Genomic DNA, 16,683 nt, shown 5'->3' with positions numbered 1-16,683 from the left:
GCAGCCAGTCACTCGACCTCGCCTTCCTCGTCGCCGAAATGTACCGCGACCAGTAGCGGTCCCCCTGGAACCGGCTCGGACGCCGATGGGGCACGGATCACCGCTTGTGATCCGTGCCCCATCACCCGTTCCGGGGGTTCTCCCGGAATGCGCTCGCGGGTAAGGTTAGGTTAGCCTCACCGATACGTCGGGACGGCATCCTGAGACCGGCCCACGGGAGGTGACACCGCGTGTACGTATGCTCCTGCTTCGGCATCACGGAGTCGCAGGTCAAGGCGCACGCGAAGGCGGGTGCCTGCACGCCGCGCCAGATCGCCTCCCAGTGCAGGGCCGGCACGGACTGCGGCGGCTGTGTCCGGCGCATCCAGTCCATACTCGGCCGCGGCGCCTGCCCGCGCCGCGAGCCCGACCGGGTGGCCGCGGAGCCGTTCGAGCCGGCTGAGCCCCTCGCCCCCACCGAGCCCTTCGGCCCGGCCGCAGAGCCCCTGGCGCCCGCTCCGGCGCCCGTGGCAGCCGAGACCGGGCAGGCGTCCTTCCCGTACGCGGCCTGACGGCCTCCATCCGGCCGCGCGTACCGGGCCGGGCGTGGCCGGCACGCCCCCGCGGTGGCGCTACTTGCTGTCGCCGTCGCCCTCGGGCTGCTGGATCTGCTGGGCGATGTAGAGCGCCTCGCCGAGTTTCTCGATCAGGCCGAGCTGCGTGTCGAGGTAGTCGATGTGGTGCTCCTCGTCCTCCAGGATGGCCTCGAAGATGCGCTTGGACGTGTGGTCGTTCTTCGCACGCATCACGTCGATGCCGCGCTTGAGCCGGTCGATGGCCTCCACCTCGACCTGCCGGTCCGCCTCGAACATCTCCGTGACGGTCTGGCCGACCCGGACGTGGAAGAGGCGCTGGTAGTTCGGCAGGCCGTCGAGCAGCAGGATCCTGTCGGTCAGGATCTCCGCGTGGCGCATCTCGTCGAAGGACTCCGCGCGGGTGTTCTTGGCGAGCTTCGCCCAGCCGAAGTTCTCCTGCATCTTCGCGTGCAGGAAGTACTGGTTGATCGCGGTGAGCTCCGCGGTCAGCTGCTCGTTCAAGAACTCAAGGACCTCGGGGTCGCCCTGCATGGCAGCGGCTCCTTCCAGCGGTGAGACATGGTGAGACAAAGGGACACGCGAGACGTGACGCGTGTCAGGCATGTGCCCGGTGGGACTCGCCGCAGTCTCGCATCGCCACGCAGGGGCGTCCAGTAAGGGCGTCCTTGCCATGAGCTGGGCCGATATGGCGCGAGCCCCGGTCCTCGCCACCCCTCCCGGTCTGTCACCATGTAAAGCATGGGTGAGGAGCAGAGCCGGGGCCGGCCGGCACCGGAGGGATCCTCCCTCCCCCCTGGGCAGCGCCTCCAGCGGGGCTGGCCCGTCACCCACTACGGCCCCGTGCCGAAGTTCCGGCCCGAGCGGTGGGAGTTCCGCGTCTTCGGCGCCACCGCGGACGGGGAGAAGCACTGCTGGAACCACGAGCAGTTCACCGCGCTGCCGTTCTCCACGGTCGTGGCCGACCTGCACTGCGTGACGAAGTTCAGCATGCTCGGCGCCGAGTGGGGCGGCGTGCACGCCAAGACCGTCCTCGACCTCGCCCCGCCCGACCCCCGGGCCACCCATGTGATGGTCTGGGCCGAGTACGGCTACAGCGCCAACCTCCGGCTCGCGGACTTCACCGCCGACGGCACGATCTTCGCCACGCACCGCGAGGGGGAGCTGCTCACCGCCGAGCACGGCTTCCCGCTGCGGCTCGTCGTGCCGCACCTCTACGCCTGGAAGGGGCCCAAATGGGTCAGAGGTGTGGAGTACCTGCGGGCCGACCGCAGGGGCTTCTGGGAGGAGCGCGGCTACCACAACGTGGGCGACCCGTGGGCCGAGCAGCGCTTCACCTACCAGGAGGAGCCGGGCGAGGGCCCGGAGCTGTAACGGTTCTCCTGGTACGGCCGCCGCGCGGCGTCTCCCGGAGGCCCGGCCGCCCGCGCCCCGTCCGCGGCTCAGCCGTCGCGCAGCTTCTTCAGCCGCGCCACGTCGTCCGTGTGCCCGGCCCTGCCGCCAGGCGTCTCGATCACCAGCGGCACGCCGGCCGTCGCCGGGTGGCGGAACAGCTCCCCGAACGGCTCCTCGCCGATGTGGCCCGCGCCGATGTTCTCGTGGCGGTCCTTGTGCGCGCCGGCCACGTCCTTCGAGTCGTTCGCGTGGATCAGGCCGAGCCTGCCGGGCCCCACGGTCTCCACCAGCGCGTCCAGCGTCCGCGCCATGCCCCGGGGGCCCGCCAGGTCGTGCCCGGCCGCGTAGACATGGCAGGTGTCGAGGCAGACGCCGAGCTTCGGGTGCGCGTCGAGTGCCTCCGTGTACGGACCGAGGTCCGCGATCAGCGAGCAGAGGGAGGCCCCCTGGCCCGCGGTCGGTTCGAGCAGCACGGGCGGGTCGTCGTCGTGCGTCAGCTCGTCCAGCAGCGGCAGCAGCAGCTCCCGCACCTGCGCGAGCGCCGTCGCCCGGTCCCGTCCCCCGGTCGCCGAGCCCGTGTGCACGACCACGCCCCGCGCGCCGATCGCCCGGCCCCGCCGCAGGCTGTGCCGCATCGACTCGACGGAGCGCGCGGCCGTCTCGGGCGAGTGCGAACCGAAGTTGATCAGGTATGGCGCGTGGACGTACGCGGGGACGCCGGCCGCCGCGCACCCGGCGCGGAACAGCTCGTCCTGGGCCGGGCTGCCGGGCGGCGTCGCCCAGCCGCGCGGGTTGGCGACGAACACCTGCACCGCCTCGGCGCCGAGGTCGCGCGCGTAGCCGAGGCCGGTGGCGGCGAGGCCGCCCGCGACCGGTACATGGGCGCCGACCGGTCGGCGCGGGGCGCCGTCCTGCCGGTCCCCGCAGGGCCCGGGGGAGAGGGGAGCAGTCACAGTCCGTCCGTCCTGATGGTGATCGTGCTGCCTTCCGGCGCCTTGTCGCCGCCGGCCACCGACTGGTCGGTGATGGTGTCGTCGATGAACGGGAAGCTGTGCTTCACCTGCACCTCGAAGCCCTTGTCCGCCAGCTGCTTCCGCGCCGCGTCGGCGGACGTGCCGGTCACGTCGGGGACCGTGACCATCTTCGGCCCCTTCGACACGGTCAGCGTCACGGTGTCGCCCTCGGCCAGCCTCCCGCCCTCGCCGGGCGACTGCCGGGCCACCGCGCCCGCGTCCTCGTCGGACCGGACGCGCTGCGGCGCGATCTTCGCCTTCAGGCCCGCGTCCGCGAGGTCGGACGCCGCCTCGTCCACGTCCTCGCCCGTCACGTCCGGCACCTCGACCGCGGGGCCCCTGCTGACCTTCAGCGCGACGGCCTTGTCGGGGCGCACCCGTGCGCCCGCGCCCGGGTCCGAGGAGATCACCGCGCCCCGGTCCGCCGTGTCGTCGAAGGACTGCGTGACGAGCCCCGGCGCGAGGCCGGCCTTCTTCAGCGCGGCCCTGGCGTCCGCGAGTGGCAGCCCGGCGAGCTCGGGCACCCGCACGATCCGCGGGCCGCGCGAGATGGCCAGCGTCACCGGGCCGCTGCCCCTGACCCGGCTCTCCGGCGCCGGCTCGCTGCCCATCACCGTGCCCTCGGCGAAGGCGTCGCTGAAGCCCCGGGTGACGCGGACGTCGAGCCCCGCGTCCGACAGGCGCTTCTCTGCCGCCTGCTCGCTCTGCCCGAGCACCGGCGGCACGCGGGTGAACTGGCCCGAGTTGATGTACCAGACGCCCACCCCGACCACCACGGCGAGCAGCGCGGCGAGCGCGGCGACGGCCCCGCGCCGCCGCCGCGGCGACCGGCCTGCCGGGCGGACCGCGCCGTCGCGCGGACCCGCAGGCGGCAGGTCGAGCCGGCTCGTCCTGTCGACCCCGCCCGCGGGCCCGCCGTGCGGCGCCACGCCCGGCAGGACGCTCGTACGGTTCTCGGACCCTGCGGTGCGGCTCGCCGGGCGCGCCGCGGGCGGCTCCGCGTCCAGCTCGGCCTCGGTCAGCGCGCCGCGCAGCTCGCGGGCGAGGGCGAGCAGCGCCCCGGCGTCCGCGGGACGCCGCGCCGGGTCGCGCACGGCAGCCCGCGCCATCAGCGCGGCGAGCGCGGGGGCGAGGCCCGGCGCGGTCGCGGACGGCGCCGGCACGTCCTCGTTGAGGTGCTGGTAGACGACCTGCGCGGGCGTCTCGCCGCCGTGCGGCTTGCGGCCCGTCAGCATCTCGTACAGGACCACGCCGCACGCGTACACGTCGACGCCTGGACCCGCGCCCGCGGGCAGGCCCTCCAACTGCTCGGGGGCGAGGTACGACACCGTGCCGAGCACGGAACCCGTGGTGCCCGTGGCATCGCCCACGGACCGTACGAGCCCGAAGTCGGCGACCTTCACCCGGCCGTCGTCCCCTATCAGGACGTTCTCCGGCTTCATGTCGCGGTGCACGAAACCGGCGCGGTGCGCGGCGCCGAGCGCCGCGAGCACCGGCTCCAGGATGTCGAGCGCCGCACGCGGTCTGAGTGCCCCGCGCTCGCGCAGCACGTCGCGCAGGGTGCAGCCCTCGACGTACTCCATGGCCAGGTACACGTAGGCGCCCTGGGCGCCCTGGTCGAAGACGGCGACCACGTTGGGGTGCGCGAGCCGCGCCACCGACCTGGCCTCCCGGATGAACCGCTCCACGAACGCGGCGTCGACGGCGAGCGAGGGATGCATCACCTTCAGCGCGACCACCCGGTCGAGCCGGGTGTCCACGGCGCGGTACACCGTGGCCATCCCGCCGACCGCGATGCGCGCGTCGACGCGGTACCTGCCGTCGACCACCTGCCCGACGATCGGGTCATTGAGGGTCGTGTCCACGCGCCGAGTCTACGGTCGGTCCCGGTGGGGGGCGCCCCCTGCCCGCGGCCCTCGCGGCAGAGCCGTGACGCCCCGAGCAGCGGCGACGCCCCGCCGCCCGCACGCCGCCGGGCCCGTGGCGCGGTCCGGGAGGGGCCCGCGCCACGGTTCAGAACGCGGGGCGCTCCGGGTCCAGGTCGGCACGCCCGCCCACCGGTGACGACGCCTGGGCGTGGTGGCGCGGCGGGATGCGGCCCGCGAGACGCGCGAGGCGGCCGGCCTCGACGCCGTGGCGCATCGCCTCGGCCATCAGCACCGGGGACTGCGCCCGCGTCACCGCCGACGCCAGCATCACCGCGTCGCACCCCAGCTCCATCGCGAGGACCGCGTCCGACGCGGTGCCCGCGCCCGCGTCCAGGATGACCGGCACCCCCGCCTGCTCCACGATCAGCCGGAAGTTGTGCGGGTTGCGGATGCCGAGACCCGAGCCGATGGGGGAGCCGAGCGGCATCACGGCCGCGCAGCCGACCTCTTCGAGCCGCCGCGCGAGTACCGGGTCGTCATTGGTGAAGGGCAGCACCGTGAAGCCGTCGTCGACCAGCGTCTCCGCCGCGTCGAGCACCTCCACGGGGTCGGGCAGCAGCGTCCGCTCGTCGGCCACCACCTCAAGCTTCACCCAGTCGGTGCCGAGCGCCTCCCGCGCCAGCCGGGCCGTCAGCACGGCCTCGCCCGCCGTGAAGCAGCCCGCCGTGTTGGGCAGCGCCCGGATGCCGAGCCGGTCGAGCACCGACAGCACGGAGCCCTGCACCCCGGGGTCGAGCCGCCGCATGGCGACCGTGGTCAGCTCGGTGCCCGAGGCGGCGAGCGAGCGTTCGAGCACGTCGAGGCTGGGCGCCCCGCCCGTGCCCATGATCAGCCGGGACGTGAAGGACACTCCGGCGATGGTCAGCGCGTCGTCCGCCATCCCCGTCAGCCGCCCTGCACCGCGGTGAGGACCTCGACCCGGTCGCCGTCACCGAGCGGGGTGTCCTGCCAGCTGCCGCGCGGCACCACCGTCTCGTTGACCGCCGCGGCGACGCCCGAAGGCGCGGCCGTGAGCGACGCCACCAGCACGTCGAGCGTCGTCGCCGCCGCGACCTCGCGCGGCTTGCCGTTCACCGACACGCGCACCACGCGCGCCGCCGTGCTCTCGATCATGCCGACCGCTCCTCTCGTACCGCTCGTACCGTACGGTCCGCTCCGGACCTGCCGCCCGCCGTGCCCGTGAACCGCTCGGGGCCGAACGGCCTTGCCACCTGGGTCAGTTCACCCGTCGTCAGGGCCGAGGCCAGGGCCTCGCCCGTGACCGGCGTCAGCAGCACGCCGTTGCGGAAGTGCCCCGTCGCCAGGTGCAGGCCCGGCAGCGCCGTCGGGCCGAGCAGCGGCGCGTTGTCGGGCGAGCCGGGCCGCAGCCCCGCCCTGGTCTCCGTGAGCGGCAGCTCCGTGATGCCGGGGACCAGCTCGTGCGCGTCCCGCAGCAGCTCGTACACGCCGCCCGCGGTGACCGTGGTGTCCCACCCCAGCTCCTCGCTGGTCGCTCCCACCACGAGCTCGCCGTTCTCCCGCGGCACCAGGTACACGTCGGCGCCGCGCACCACCGCGCGCACCGTCCGTGACAGGAACGGCGCGTACGCCCGCGGCACCGTCAGCCGCAGCACCTGCCCCTTCACCGGCCGCACCGGCGGCAGCACCTCCGGGGGCACGCCGTCGAGCCGGCCGCTCAGGCTGCCCCCCGCGAGCACCACCTGGCCCGCGGCGATCCCGGGCCCCTCCGCGGGCTCGACGCCCACGGCACGCCCGCCGCGCACGGTCAGCCGCCGGGCCCAGCCCCTGTGCAGGACGACGCCCGCACGCTCGCACGCCGTGAGCAGCGCGGCCGCCAGCCTGCGCGGGTCTATCTGATGGTCGCCGTCGACCCGCAGCCCGCCCCTGACGCCGGGCGCGAGCATCGGTTCGAGCCGCCGGCACTCCCGGCCGCCGAGCCACTCGGAGGAGAGCCCGCACTTCTGCTGGAAGGCGTGCAGCTCCCGCAGGTGCGCGCGGTCGTCGCTGTCCAGCGCCACAGCGAGCGTCCCGCAGGTGCGGTAGCCGGTGTCCCGGCCGCTCGCTTCCTCCAGCTCTGCCACGAACTTCGGATAGGCGCGCGCCGAGGCGAGGTTGAGACCGAGCAGGGCCTCCTCGCCGTAGTGGAGCTCCGTGACGGCGGCCAGCATGCCCGCCGCGACCCGCGCGGCGCCACCGCCCGGCTCCGGGTCGACCACGCACGTGCGCAGCCCGTGCTGCGCGGCCCGCCATGCGGTGACGAGCCCGATGATCCCGCCGCCGACCACCAGCACGTCGTGGCCGCGGGCGCTCCCGGGGCCCGCGGTCGCGGCGGTGCGCCGGTGCGCTGTGTCCGGTGTGTCAGAAGGCTGCACGGTCGTCAGCCCCTCCCTTCGCCGGCATGACCCGGATCAGGTTCGTACGGTCGGAGGCCGCCCAGCCTCCCTCTCAGCCCGGTCCGTCCGGGCTCCCGCGAGGTCTTCCGGGCCAGGGTAGACCCTGGCACGCCGTCCCGTAAGACGGCCCGGGGCCTCGGGGATCTATGGTGAGCGCGTGAGCGAGGACCAGAGAGTCGTCATCGTCGGTGCGGGCATGGCCGGCGTGCAGACCGCGGTGGCGCTGCGCGAGTGCGGCCACCAGGGACCCGTCACCGTGCTCGGTGCCGAACCCCATCCGCCCTACGACAGGCCCCCGCTGTCCAAGGCGGTGCTCCTCGGCCAGGCCGAGGGCTCCGCCTTCGACATCGACTTCGACGCGCTCGGCGTGGAGCTGCGGCTCGGCGTCGGGGCGACAGGACTGCGGCCCGGCCCCCGCGAGGTGGACACCACGGCGGGCCCCGTCCCGTACGACGCGCTGGTCCTCGCCTGCGGTGCCCGGCCGCGCACCCTGCCGGGCACGTCGGGTGTGCCCGGGGTGCACGTACTGCGGACCCTGGACGACGTGGCGGTGCTGCGGCCCCTCCTCCAGGCGCAGCGCGACATCGCCATCGTCGGCGCCGGCTGGATCGGCGCCGAGTTCGCCACGGCTGCGCGCGCCGCCGGCTGCGCCGTCACCGTCGTCGAGGCCGCCGACCGCCCCCTCGCGCACGCGCTGCCCGCCGAGGTCACCGCGCCGATGGCCGGCTGGTACGCGGAGAGCGGCACCTCCCTGCTGACCGGCGTCGGCGTGGACCGCGTCGAGGAGGGCGCGCTCCACCTCGCTAACGGGCGGGCGATCGCGGCCGACGCGATCCTCGTCGGCATCGGCGCCCGCCCCGCGACCGACTGGCTGGCCGGCTCCGGCGTGGAGCTCGGCCCCGAGGGCGCCGTGCGCGCCGACGCGTCGCTGCGCGCCTCCCTGCCCGCTGTGTACGCGGTGGGCGACTGCGCCTCCTTCCCCTCCGCCCGCTACGGCGAGCGGCTCCTCGTGCACCACTGGGACAACGCGCTCCAGGGGCCGCGCACCGTCGCCGCCCACCTCACGGGCGCCGCGGCCGAGCCCTACGACCCGGTGCCGTACTTCTGGTCCGAGCAGTTCGGCCGCTTCGTGCAGTACGCGGGCCACCACGCGGGCGCCGACCTGCTCGTCCACCGCGGCGACCCGCGGGGCAGCGCCTGGTCCGCGCTGTGGCTGCGCGGGGGCGCGCTCGTCGCGCTGCTCGCCGTGGGCAGGCCGCGCGACCTGGCACAGGGCCGCAAGCTCGTCGAGGCGGGCGCCCCGCTCGACCCGGAGCGCGCGGCCGACCCGTCCGTACCGCTGAAGCGCGCCCTGCGCTAGCCGGCGCTCCGTGCGCCGGACAGAGCCCCGCGCAGGACACGGCGCAGCCGCGGACACCGCCGACACCGCGGAGCCGCGGGTACGGCCGAGCCGTGGGTACGGCCGAACTGTGGGTACGGCCGAACTGCGGGCAGTGCGGGCACGGCCGCCGCGTGCCTCCCTAGGACCGCCACCGCTACCGTCTGTCAGTCCGGGATGGCAGGCTTGTCCCCGTGACCGAGATTGACGCGAAGATCGATGCCCTCGTCCCCGAGTGGCTCCACCTCCCCGACATCGCGGAGAAGCTGGACGTCGAGGTGACGCGCGTGCGCCAGCTGGTGAAGGAAGGCCAGCTGATCGCCGTGCGCCGCGGTGAGAACCGGACACTCCAGGTCCCCGCCGCCTTCATCGACGGCGACAGGGTCGTCAAGGGGCTCGTCGGCACGCTGACGCTCCTGAAGGACGACGGCTTCTCCGACGAGGAGATGCTGGAGTGGCTGTTCACGCCCGACCCGACCCTGCCGGGCACGCCCGTGCAGGCCCTGGGCGAGAACCGCGGCACGGAGGTGAAGCGCCGGGCGCAGGCCCTCGCCGTCTGACCCCCCGGCGCCCGCGCGCACCCGGGACGCCGGAAGCCGCCGGAAGAGAACACGAAGAAGCAGGGCCGGGCCAGCCGGCACACCATGCCCCGGGGCGGCGGCCGCCGCCCCGGGGACGTACCAGGGGGGAACACCCGATGTCCACGGCCCGCGCGACGCTCGCCGACGCCCGTGTCTACCTGTGCACCGACGCCCGCAAGCGCCAGGGCGACCTGCCCGCCTTCCTCGACGCGGTCCTCTCCTCGGGGGTGGACGTCGTCCAGCTCAGGGACAAGTCGCTCGAAGCGGCCGAGGAGCTCGACCACCTCCGGGTCTTCGCCGACGCCTGCCGCAGGCACGGCGCCCTCCTCGCGGTCAACGACCGCGCGGACGTCGCGCACGCGATCGGTGCCGACGTGCTCCACCTCGGCCAGGGCGACCTGCCGGTGCCCGCGGCCCGTGCCATCCTCGGCGACCGGCCGCTGATCGGCCGCTCCACGCACGCGGCGGCCGAGGCGGAGGCAGCCGCCGTCCAGCCGGGCGTCGACTACTTCTGCACGGGACCCTGCTGGCCGACCCCCACCAAGCCGGGACGGCACGCGCCGGGTCTCGCCCTGGTGCGGCACACGGCCGCCCACACCGCGGCGCACGGCATCGACCGCCCCTGGTTCGCCATCGGCGGGATCGACGAGGACAACCTCGACGAGGTGCTGGACGCCGGGGCCACCAGGATCGTCGTCGTCCGGGCCATCACCGAGGCGGGCGACCCGGCCGCCGCGAGCGCCGCGCTCGCCTCCCGGGTCAGGGAGCGGGCGGCCGCAGCGGCCGGCCGGGGCGCGGGCGCCGCGTGACGGCGCCCGCCACAAGTCGCTAGCCTGCCCGTATGGCCCTCGGTACCCCGTCCACCTGGATACCCCACGCGCGCACCGTGCGCGACGTGCTCGCCGAGGGCGGCCTCAGCCGCTCCTTCGAGTTCTGGGCGCCGAGGACGGCCAAGGGCGAGCGCAACCTGTGGAACGCGCTGCGCCGCGTGGAGGCCGTGGCGCCGAGCTTCGTCTCCGTGACGTACGGCGCGGGCGGCTCCACCCGTACGGGCACGGTCAGGGCGACCGAGCAGATCGCCGCCGACACCACCCTCACCCCCGTCGCGCACCTGACGGCGGTCGGGCAGTCCGTCGCTGAGCTGCGCCACATGGTCCGCAGGTACGCGGCGGCCGGCATCCGCAACATCCTCGCGGTACGCGGAGATCCGCCGGGCGACCCGATGGGGGAGTGGGTCAGGCACCCCGAGGGCGTCGAGTACGCCGTCGAACTGGTCGAGCTGATCAAGGAGTCGGGGGACTTCTGCGTCGGCGTGGCCGCCTTCCCCGAGATGCACCCGCGCTCGGCCGACTGGGACAGCGACATCCGCCACTTCACGGCCAAGTGCCGGGCGGGCGCGGACTACGCGATCACCCAGATGTTCTTCGAGCCGGAGAGCTATCTCGCGCTGCGCGACCGGGCCGCGGCCGCGGGCTGCGAGACACCGATCATTCCGGAGATCATGCCGGTCACGAGCGTGAAGCAGCTGGAGCGGCTGCCCTCGCTGAGCACCGCGGCGGTGCCCGCCCGGCTCAAAGACCGCATCCTCGCGGCCAAGGAGGATCCAGCGGCTGTACGCTCCATTGGCATCGAGTTCGCGACGGAGTTCTGCGCGCGGCTCCTCGCGGAAGGGGTGCCGGGCCTCCACTTCATCACGCTCAACAACTCCACTGCGACACTTGAGATCCACGAGAATCTCGGACTGCACGGGCATTCCTGACCGGCGCCGCACACCATCGGGTGCGGCGGCCGCACGAGAGGGGCGTACATGGGCTGGGCGGTCCTCTACATCGCGTTCGGCATGGTCGCGCTCTGGCTCCTCGGCGAGGTGCTGCTCCAGTACAAGGCGCGGCTGCGCTGGCGGTTGCTCGCCTTCGTGGGCTTCCTCACGGTCGTCGTCGGCGTGGTCCTGCCGTCGGTCCTGGTGATCGTCGCCGGCGCGATCGCCTTCGGCGTCGGGCAGACGTACGTGACCCTGTCGTTCCGCAAGGGCTACTCCACGGGCTGGGCCCTCGGCGGGCGGCCGAGCACCAGCAGGCGCCGCAGGGGCGCGGCGGGCGCCGACGCCGCGCCGCGCCGGGACGCGGGCCCCCGGGAGGCCGCCCCCGAGCAGGAGCCGGCGCAGGAGCAGACCATGGTCGCCGCCGTGCCGGGCGACGCCACCGCCGGGGGCGAGGGGCAGGGCGCCGCGGACGAGACGGCGGTGTACGCGCCGCAGCCGCTGCCCGACGACACGGGCGCGCAGTACGGCGTCCACCACGACGCCGCCGACACCGCCTCAGGCCTCGGCACCGCCGCGTTCGCCGCCGAGAGCCAGGGCGGGCACACCGACTACGCCCCCGCCGACTACGACGCCTACGGCGGCTACGAACAGCCCGCCGCGCACGCCGGATACGCCCCGTACGACGCCTACGGCACCTACCAGGACCAGCCCGACCAGGCCGCGTACCCGCCGCAGCAGTACGGCTACGGCTACGGCAGCCAGGACCAGGGGGCCCAGGGCGCGCAGGCCGGCCCGGCCGCCGCGCAGGGCGGCCAGACCGGCCAGGACCAGTCCGGTCAGCAGCAGCCCCCGTACCAGGGCCAGTACGACGGCCACGACACCTACGCCGCCCCCTACGCCGGCCCCGCGTCCTACGGTGCCTACGAGACCTACGGCGACGGCTACGGGCAGCAGCAGTACCAGGACCCCTACGCCGTCGACACCCCGCCCGGCGGGGTCTGGGTCCCCCAGCAGCGCGACAGCGCCCAGGGCGGGCAGGGGGGTTACGACGAGCAGGGCTACGGCCCCGACGGCTACCCGTACGACCCCTCGGCGCACCACCCCGAGCCGGAGCCCGGCGGCCCGTACCGCTACTGAGTCCGCGTCACCGTCCTTGCCCTTCCGGCCCGTCCGGGCCCTGCCCCGCGCCGTCCCCGGGCGGCGCATGCCCGCCCGGCCCGGTTCAGGCAGCGCGCCCCGGCTCACTGCGAGCCGCGGAACCCGGGCCCCTCCACGACGAGTCCGGCCACCAGCGCGCCCGACATGCCCGCGTGCGGCAGCCCGCCGCCGGGGTGAGACCAGCCGCCCGCCCGGTAGAACCCGCGCGGGCGCGCCGAGTTGGCCGGGCGCAGCAGCCGGCCGCCCGCGCCCGCCAGGGCGGGCGCGGGAACGCCCCCGCCGCGCGCGCCCGTCTCCCGTTCCGTCTCCGCCGGGGTCCGCACCTCCCGCCACAGCGTGCGCTCGGCCAGCCCGGGTACGGCGTCCGCCGCCGCGGCCACCAGCGTGTCGGCGTACCGCGCGCGCAGCCCGGGGTCGGTCCAGTCGACGGGGCCGTGGGGCGCGACCACCGCGGCGACCGTGACCGCCTCGTGCTCCGCGTCCGGGCGCACGGCGGGGTCGTCGGGGCGCAGCACGGTCACCGTGGGGCGCTCGGCAGGCGAGCCGCCGAAGACCGCCGCGGCCTCCTCAACCGCCGAGGGGGCGTGCACGACCGTGCGGTGCGCCGTCCCTGCGGGCCGCCCGCCCCGCAGCGCGAGCAGCACCGTGAACCGGCCCGGTGCCACCGGGTCCGCCCCCGCCGCGCCCCCGGGGCCGGGGGCAGCGGGCAGAGCGTCCGGGGCGACGCCCGCGACCACCGCGTCGGCCGCGGCCGACGTGCCGTCGGCCAGCTCCACGCCGGCCGCCGCGCCGTCCTTCTCCACGACGGCCGCCACCTCGGCGCCGAAGACGAACTCGACACCGCGCGCCACGCACCGCTCGTACACCGCCCGCGCCAGCCGGCGCAGCCCACCCCGCACGTACCAGGTGCCGAACGTCTGCTCCAGATACGGCAGCACCGACGCGCTCGCGGGCGCCGTGCGCGGATCGAGCCCATAGGCCAGTGCGTAGCCGTCGAGCAGCGCGGCGAGGCCGGGCACCCCGAGCTCCCACGCGCCGACCTCCGCGAGCGTCGCCGCCTGCCGTGCGCCGCGCAGCAGCCTGCGCCGCCGCAGCGCCGGGTACGGGTCGCGGCCGAGCGGTGCGGGATCGGCGGGCAGCGGCTCCTCAAGGAGCGGGCGGCGGGTGCGCGCCCAGGTCTCCCCCGCCCGGCCGAGGAAGTCCGCCCAGCGGGCGCCCGCGCCCGCGCCGAACGCCCCGTCGAGCGCGGCGACCACCCCGCCGCGCGAGGCGTTCGGCAGCAGGGCCCGCCGCCCGTCCGCGAAGACATGGAGCGCGTCGTGCTCGGGCTGCACCAGCTCCACGCACGCTTCGAGCGGCTCCTTGCCCGTCTTCACGAACAGGTCGCGGTAGACGGCCGGCACGTGCAGCACGCCGGGGCCCGTGTCGAAGCCGAAGCCGTCCCGCTCGAAGCCGCCCACCGAGCCGCCGTACGCCGCCGTCCGCTCGTACACCGTCACCCGGTGCCCCGCCACGGCGAGCCTCGCGGCCGCCGCCATCGCGCCCATCCCGGCGCCGATCACCGCAATCCGTGCCATGCCGGTGACTCTAACGGCAGCCCTCAGGGGCGCCGCCACGCCCCGTGAGCAGGGCAGCTGCCGCAGGCGGGCTCTATCGCCCACCCCCTGAGTACCCGTACTCAGGGGGTGAGATGAGTAGCCGGGCGGATGGGCCGGGCCGCCGCTGACGGAAGAGTGGAGCGTACGGAAGGGGCACGGAACCGGCACCGCCGACACGGGGCGGCGGAACGGTGAAGCGGCCCTTCCGAACGGGGGTGCACAGCGGAGGGGCCGGTGACCGAGAGGACACCGGGCCCTCCTGCCCCGGACCGCCGAAGGCCGGGAAGGCCTCGCGCCGGACCGGGGAGCAGCGGGACCGGCGGAACGGGGGAGCCGGGAACGGGGGACGCGGGCCGACGGGGGACACGGCGGGCCGCGGCAGTAACGGGGGAAAGCGGGGCCCGGGGCCCCGGCGCTGTTGGCGCCGGGGCCCCGGGCCCCGCCGCCGTGTCCGCGCGCCTCCCGACGTGCGCCTCCCGGTGCGCCGGGGTCACCCGAAGGGGGCTCCACGGCGGGTGGGCCGAGTGAAAAGGCCAGGTCGGAGCAGATTGTCAGTGGTGGCCCGCACCATGGGACACAGACGGCCGGCGTGCCGTCGCACTCGACAGGAGGTTCGTCATGGCCAGCTCCTCCGCAGGCGCCGCACGACGGCTCCCGCCGGGCGGCCCCGCCCCCTCGCCGACCACGGGCCCGCCCACCGACATCCACCCCGTGCTGCGCAGGGCGGGCGCCCCGCCCGCCGCGCTCGACCTGCTCGCCCAGGCGCGCACGGGACTCGACGAGGCCGCGGCCCTCGACGCGCCCAACGAGCGCTACGCGGTCGCCCACCTCGCCGCCCTGCGCACCGCCGCGGCCGTCCTCGCCGCGCGCGGCCGTCCCGAGGCGACGCCCAGGCGCCGCCGCCGTATCCGCAGCGCCTGGGAGGTGCTGCCGGAGATCGCGCCCGAGCTGGCCGAGTGGAGCGCCCTGTTCGCCGCGGGCGCCGAGCGCCGCGCCCGCGCAGAGGCGGGCATCAGGGGCGCCGCGACCCCGCGCGACGCGGACGACCTGCTGCGGGACGCCGAGATGTTCCTCAGGATCGTCGAGCGCCTGCTCGTGCGCCAGCCGGTGCTGCCGACACCGCGCCGTGCGGCGCCGTAGCGGGTCCCGGCGGCTCCCGGCCCCGGGCCGCGCGCCCGGGTGACGCGCGGAGCCACCGGGGCGCACGGGGCAGGGGAGGCGGCAGCGGGGATGGCCGGAAGCAATAGGCTGGGCGCCACGCACCCGTCCGTACCGCCACCGTCCGAGGAGTCGACTGCCGTGTCGGAACCATCCCCCGCAGCCGGCGGCGAGTCGCCGTCGTCCCGCCGTGGCCCCCTGCGCACGGGCGTGGTCCGGGAGGTTCTGGACGACGCCCTCGCCCGCCGTGCCAAGAGCACCGGAGCCGACGCGCTCGACGTCCTCGACACCGGCGGCGGCACCGGCAACTTCGCGGTGCCCGTCGCGAGCCTCGGCCACCGGGTGACCGTGGTCGACCCCAGCCCCAACGCGCTGTTCGCGCTGGAGCGCAGGGCCGCGGAGGCCGGGGTCGCCGACCGGGTGCACGGCGTGCAGGGCGACATCAACGGCCTGTTCGACGTGGTCCCGCGCGGCGGCTTCGACGCGGTCCTGTGCCACGGCGTCCTCGAATACGCGGACGACCCGGCGGACGGCCTGCGCAAGGCGGTCGAGGCGCTGCGCCCGGGCGGCTCCCTCAGCCTGCTCGCCTCCGGGCTCGGCGGTGCCGTGCTCGGCCGCGCGCTCGCCGGGCACTTCGCCGAGGCCAGGCAGGCGCTGATCGACCCGGACGGGCGCTGGGGCCAGGGCGACGCGGTGCCCCGCAGGTTCACCGCGGAGCAGCTCGCCGGCCTCGTCCGCGAGGCGGGCCTTGAGGTCGTCTCTGTGCACGGCGTCCGGGTCTTCGCCGACCTCGTCCCCGGGGGCCTCGTGGACACCGAGCCCGGCGCCCTTGAAGCGCTGCTCAAGCTGGAGGCGACCGCCGCGGCCCTGCCCGCCTTCCAGGCCGTCGCCACCCAGTTGCACGTTCTCGCCGAGAAGCAGGGCTGACCGGCTCCCCGGCAGCCACGGCCGGGGAGCGGACCGTACATGGAGTAGGACACAAGCCCGCCCCCGAGCGGGCTTGGCGCCGTATGATCGGGGTAGACCTTCCGGCATGACGTCCCGGGGGTTGGGGAATCAACGCCTCAACAGCCGAGTTCGCGTGGCGGTCCGGATGGGCGAAAGGGCATTGAGGGCGGGTTTCTCGGGGGCGATTCCCCGCTTATCCTGAAGGAGCCGCATACCGGCCGCCCCCGCGGCCGACGACTAGGAGGACTCCGTGCCGCTCTCGGAGCACGAGCAGCGAATGCTCGAGCAGATGGAGCGAGCGCTGTACGCAGAAGATCCCAAGTTCGCGACAGCGCTTGAGGGAAGCGGACTGCGTACGTACACCCGGCGACGGGTCTACCAGGCGGTCGCCGGCTTCCTGGTGGGTATCGCGCTCCTCATGTCAGGAATGGTCGCCCAGCAGATCTGGATCAGCGTCGTCGGCTTCCTCGTGATGCTCGGCTGCGCCGTACTGGCCGTCACCGGCTGGCGCAGGGCGCCGAAACGTGGCGAGCAGGCGGCGGCCCCGGGCCGCGCGCCGGGCGGCGGCAGGACCCAGCGGCAGCACCGCTCCATGATGGACCGGATCGAGCAGCGCTGGCAGCGGCGCCGCGACGAGCAGGGCCACTGACGCAGCACCTCTGAGGGGCGGACGCGAAGGAGACCGCGTCCGCCCCTCAGACGTGTGCGCGGCCCGGCGGGCGCGCTGTCGCGGGGGCGCTGCGACAGAGGGCGCCGACGCAGAGGGCGCCGACGCAGAGGGCGCCGACGCAGAGGGCGC

At 75.4% G+C, this 16,683-nt stretch carries 17 protein-coding genes and 1 riboswitch; of the genes, 10 read left to right on the top strand and 7 right to left on the bottom strand.

The window, feature by feature from the left end:
* Window positions 1–230: 230 nt before the first annotated feature.
* Window positions 231–551: a (2Fe-2S)-binding protein gene (locus ABEA77_RS32185; protein WP_345655448.1), complete on the top strand. Its 321-nt coding sequence runs from the start codon at window positions 231–233 to the stop codon at window positions 549–551.
* 60 nt (window positions 552–611) lie between these two features.
* Here ABEA77_RS32185 and bfr read toward each other — a convergent pair whose 3' ends face one another.
* The gene (gene bfr / locus ABEA77_RS32180) at window positions 612–1,106 is read right to left on the bottom strand and encodes a bacterioferritin (protein ID WP_345655446.1); all 495 of its coding nucleotides are present in this window, start codon (window positions 1,104–1,106) and stop codon (window positions 612–614) included.
* A 207-nt stretch (window positions 1,107–1,313) separates the two neighbouring features.
* Here bfr and ABEA77_RS32175 point away from each other — a divergent pair, with 207 nt between their 5' ends.
* Window positions 1,314–1,946: a sulfite oxidase-like oxidoreductase gene (locus ABEA77_RS32175; protein WP_345655444.1), complete on the top strand. Its 633-nt coding sequence runs from the start codon at window positions 1,314–1,316 to the stop codon at window positions 1,944–1,946.
* A 68-nt stretch (window positions 1,947–2,014) separates the two neighbouring features.
* On the opposite strand, the gene ABEA77_RS32170 is transcribed toward ABEA77_RS32175, so the two are convergent.
* The 5 genes from ABEA77_RS32170 to thiO all read right to left on the bottom strand — a co-directional run bounded on the left by ABEA77_RS32170 (window position 2,015) and on the right by thiO (window position 7,199).
* Window positions 2,015–2,920, bottom strand: coding sequence for a deoxyribonuclease IV (locus ABEA77_RS32170; RefSeq protein ID WP_345655442.1), 906 nt, complete (start codon window positions 2,918–2,920; stop codon window positions 2,015–2,017).
* On the bottom strand, window positions 2,917–4,845 hold the full coding sequence (gene pknB, locus ABEA77_RS32165) for a Stk1 family PASTA domain-containing Ser/Thr kinase (RefSeq protein ID WP_345655441.1): 1,929 nt from the start codon (window positions 4,843–4,845) through the stop codon (window positions 2,917–2,919). Before pknB ends, ABEA77_RS32170 begins: the two co-directional genes overlap by 4 nt.
* A gap of 148 nt (window positions 4,846–4,993) precedes the next feature.
* The gene (locus ABEA77_RS32160; RefSeq protein ID WP_345655439.1) at window positions 4,994–5,788 is read right to left on the bottom strand and encodes a thiazole synthase; all 795 of its coding nucleotides are present in this window, start codon (window positions 5,786–5,788) and stop codon (window positions 4,994–4,996) included.
* Between the two features lie 5 nt (window positions 5,789–5,793).
* Entirely contained in the window at window positions 5,794–6,021 is a 228-nt protein-coding gene (thiS, locus tag ABEA77_RS32155) for a sulfur carrier protein ThiS (protein ID WP_345655437.1), read from the bottom strand.
* Window positions 6,018–7,199: a glycine oxidase ThiO gene (gene thiO, locus ABEA77_RS32150; RefSeq protein ID WP_345655452.1), complete on the bottom strand. Its 1,182-nt coding sequence runs from the start codon at window positions 7,197–7,199 to the stop codon at window positions 6,018–6,020. Before thiO ends, thiS begins: the two co-directional genes overlap by 4 nt.
* A gap of 77 nt (window positions 7,200–7,276) precedes the next feature.
* A riboswitch (TPP riboswitch) is annotated at window positions 7,277–7,389 on the bottom strand.
* Window positions 7,390–7,497: 108 nt separating this feature from the next.
* Here thiO and ABEA77_RS32145 point away from each other — a divergent pair.
* From ABEA77_RS32145 to ABEA77_RS32125, 5 genes are all read left to right on the top strand, one after another.
* Window positions 7,498–8,661, top strand: coding sequence for an NAD(P)/FAD-dependent oxidoreductase (locus ABEA77_RS32145; protein WP_345655450.1), 1,164 nt, complete (start codon window positions 7,498–7,500; stop codon window positions 8,659–8,661).
* Window positions 8,662–8,873: 212 nt separating this feature from the next.
* Complete coding sequence (locus tag ABEA77_RS32140) at window positions 8,874–9,239, top strand: Rv2175c family DNA-binding protein (RefSeq protein WP_345655435.1); 366 nt, start codon at window positions 8,874–8,876, stop codon at window positions 9,237–9,239.
* Window positions 9,240–9,376: 137 nt separating this feature from the next.
* Complete coding sequence (gene thiE, locus ABEA77_RS32135; protein ID WP_345655433.1) at window positions 9,377–10,069, top strand: thiamine phosphate synthase; 693 nt, start codon at window positions 9,377–9,379, stop codon at window positions 10,067–10,069.
* A gap of 32 nt (window positions 10,070–10,101) precedes the next feature.
* The gene (gene metF, locus ABEA77_RS32130) at window positions 10,102–11,019 is read left to right on the top strand and encodes a methylenetetrahydrofolate reductase [NAD(P)H] (RefSeq protein ID WP_345655432.1); all 918 of its coding nucleotides are present in this window, start codon (window positions 10,102–10,104) and stop codon (window positions 11,017–11,019) included.
* 48 nt (window positions 11,020–11,067) lie between these two features.
* Window positions 11,068–12,159 carry a hypothetical protein gene (locus tag ABEA77_RS32125; protein WP_345655430.1) on the top strand — a complete coding sequence of 364 codons (1,092 nt, stop codon included), beginning with the start codon at window positions 11,068–11,070 and terminating at the stop codon, window positions 12,157–12,159.
* Window positions 12,160–12,263: 104 nt separating this feature from the next.
* On the opposite strand, the gene ABEA77_RS32120 is transcribed toward ABEA77_RS32125, so the two are convergent.
* Window positions 12,264–13,757 (bottom strand): phytoene desaturase family protein, encoded by a 1,494-nt coding sequence (locus ABEA77_RS32120; protein ID WP_345655429.1) that lies wholly within the window; start codon window positions 13,755–13,757, stop codon window positions 12,264–12,266.
* A 639-nt stretch (window positions 13,758–14,396) separates the two neighbouring features.
* Between ABEA77_RS32120 and ABEA77_RS32115 the strand changes: the two genes are divergently transcribed.
* The 3 genes from ABEA77_RS32115 (at window position 14,397) to ABEA77_RS32105 (ending at window position 16,533) form a co-directional block, all read left to right on the top strand.
* Window positions 14,397–14,918 (top strand): SAV_6107 family HEPN domain-containing protein, encoded by a 522-nt coding sequence (locus tag ABEA77_RS32115; RefSeq protein ID WP_345655427.1) that lies wholly within the window; start codon window positions 14,397–14,399, stop codon window positions 14,916–14,918.
* A 228-nt stretch (window positions 14,919–15,146) separates the two neighbouring features.
* Window positions 15,147–15,863 carry a class I SAM-dependent methyltransferase gene (locus tag ABEA77_RS32110; RefSeq protein WP_425588431.1) on the top strand — a complete coding sequence of 239 codons (717 nt, stop codon included), beginning with the start codon at window positions 15,147–15,149 and terminating at the stop codon, window positions 15,861–15,863.
* A 271-nt stretch (window positions 15,864–16,134) separates the two neighbouring features.
* The gene (locus tag ABEA77_RS32105) at window positions 16,135–16,533 is read left to right on the top strand and encodes a DUF3040 domain-containing protein (RefSeq protein WP_345655423.1); all 399 of its coding nucleotides are present in this window, start codon (window positions 16,135–16,137) and stop codon (window positions 16,531–16,533) included.
* The last annotated feature ends 150 nt before the right edge of the window (window positions 16,534–16,683 follow it).

This window comes from Streptomyces tremellae (genome assembly GCF_039540215.1).
Lineage (GTDB): Bacteria > Actinomycetota > Actinomycetes > Streptomycetales > Streptomycetaceae > Streptomyces > Streptomyces tremellae.
Note: the sequence above shows the minus strand (reverse complement) of the source record. Positions and strands in the feature narration are given on the sequence as shown.

Excerpts from the sequence above, each read along its gene's own strand:
- bfr (WP_345655446.1), bottom strand. The coding sequence starts at position 1,106 with ATGCAGGGCGACCCCGAGGTCCTTGAGTTCTTGAACGAGCAGCTGACC.
- ABEA77_RS32175 (WP_345655444.1), top strand. The coding sequence starts at position 1,314 with ATGGGTGAGGAGCAGAGCCGGGGCCGGCCGGCACCGGAGGGATCCTCC.
- ABEA77_RS32160 (WP_345655439.1), bottom strand. The coding sequence starts at position 5,788 with ATGGCGGACGACGCGCTGACCATCGCCGGAGTGTCCTTCACGTCCCGG.
- thiS (WP_345655437.1), bottom strand. The coding sequence starts at position 6,021 with ATGATCGAGAGCACGGCGGCGCGCGTGGTGCGCGTGTCGGTGAACGGC.
- ABEA77_RS32145 (WP_345655450.1), top strand. The coding sequence starts at position 7,498 with ATGGCCGGCGTGCAGACCGCGGTGGCGCTGCGCGAGTGCGGCCACCAG.
- thiE (WP_345655433.1), top strand. The coding sequence starts at position 9,377 with ATGTCCACGGCCCGCGCGACGCTCGCCGACGCCCGTGTCTACCTGTGC.
- metF (WP_345655432.1), top strand. The coding sequence starts at position 10,102 with ATGGCCCTCGGTACCCCGTCCACCTGGATACCCCACGCGCGCACCGTG.
- ABEA77_RS32125 (WP_345655430.1), top strand. The coding sequence starts at position 11,068 with ATGGGCTGGGCGGTCCTCTACATCGCGTTCGGCATGGTCGCGCTCTGG.
- ABEA77_RS32120 (WP_345655429.1), bottom strand. The coding sequence starts at position 13,757 with ATGGCACGGATTGCGGTGATCGGCGCCGGGATGGGCGCGATGGCGGCG.
- ABEA77_RS32115 (WP_345655427.1), top strand. The coding sequence starts at position 14,397 with ATGGCCAGCTCCTCCGCAGGCGCCGCACGACGGCTCCCGCCGGGCGGC.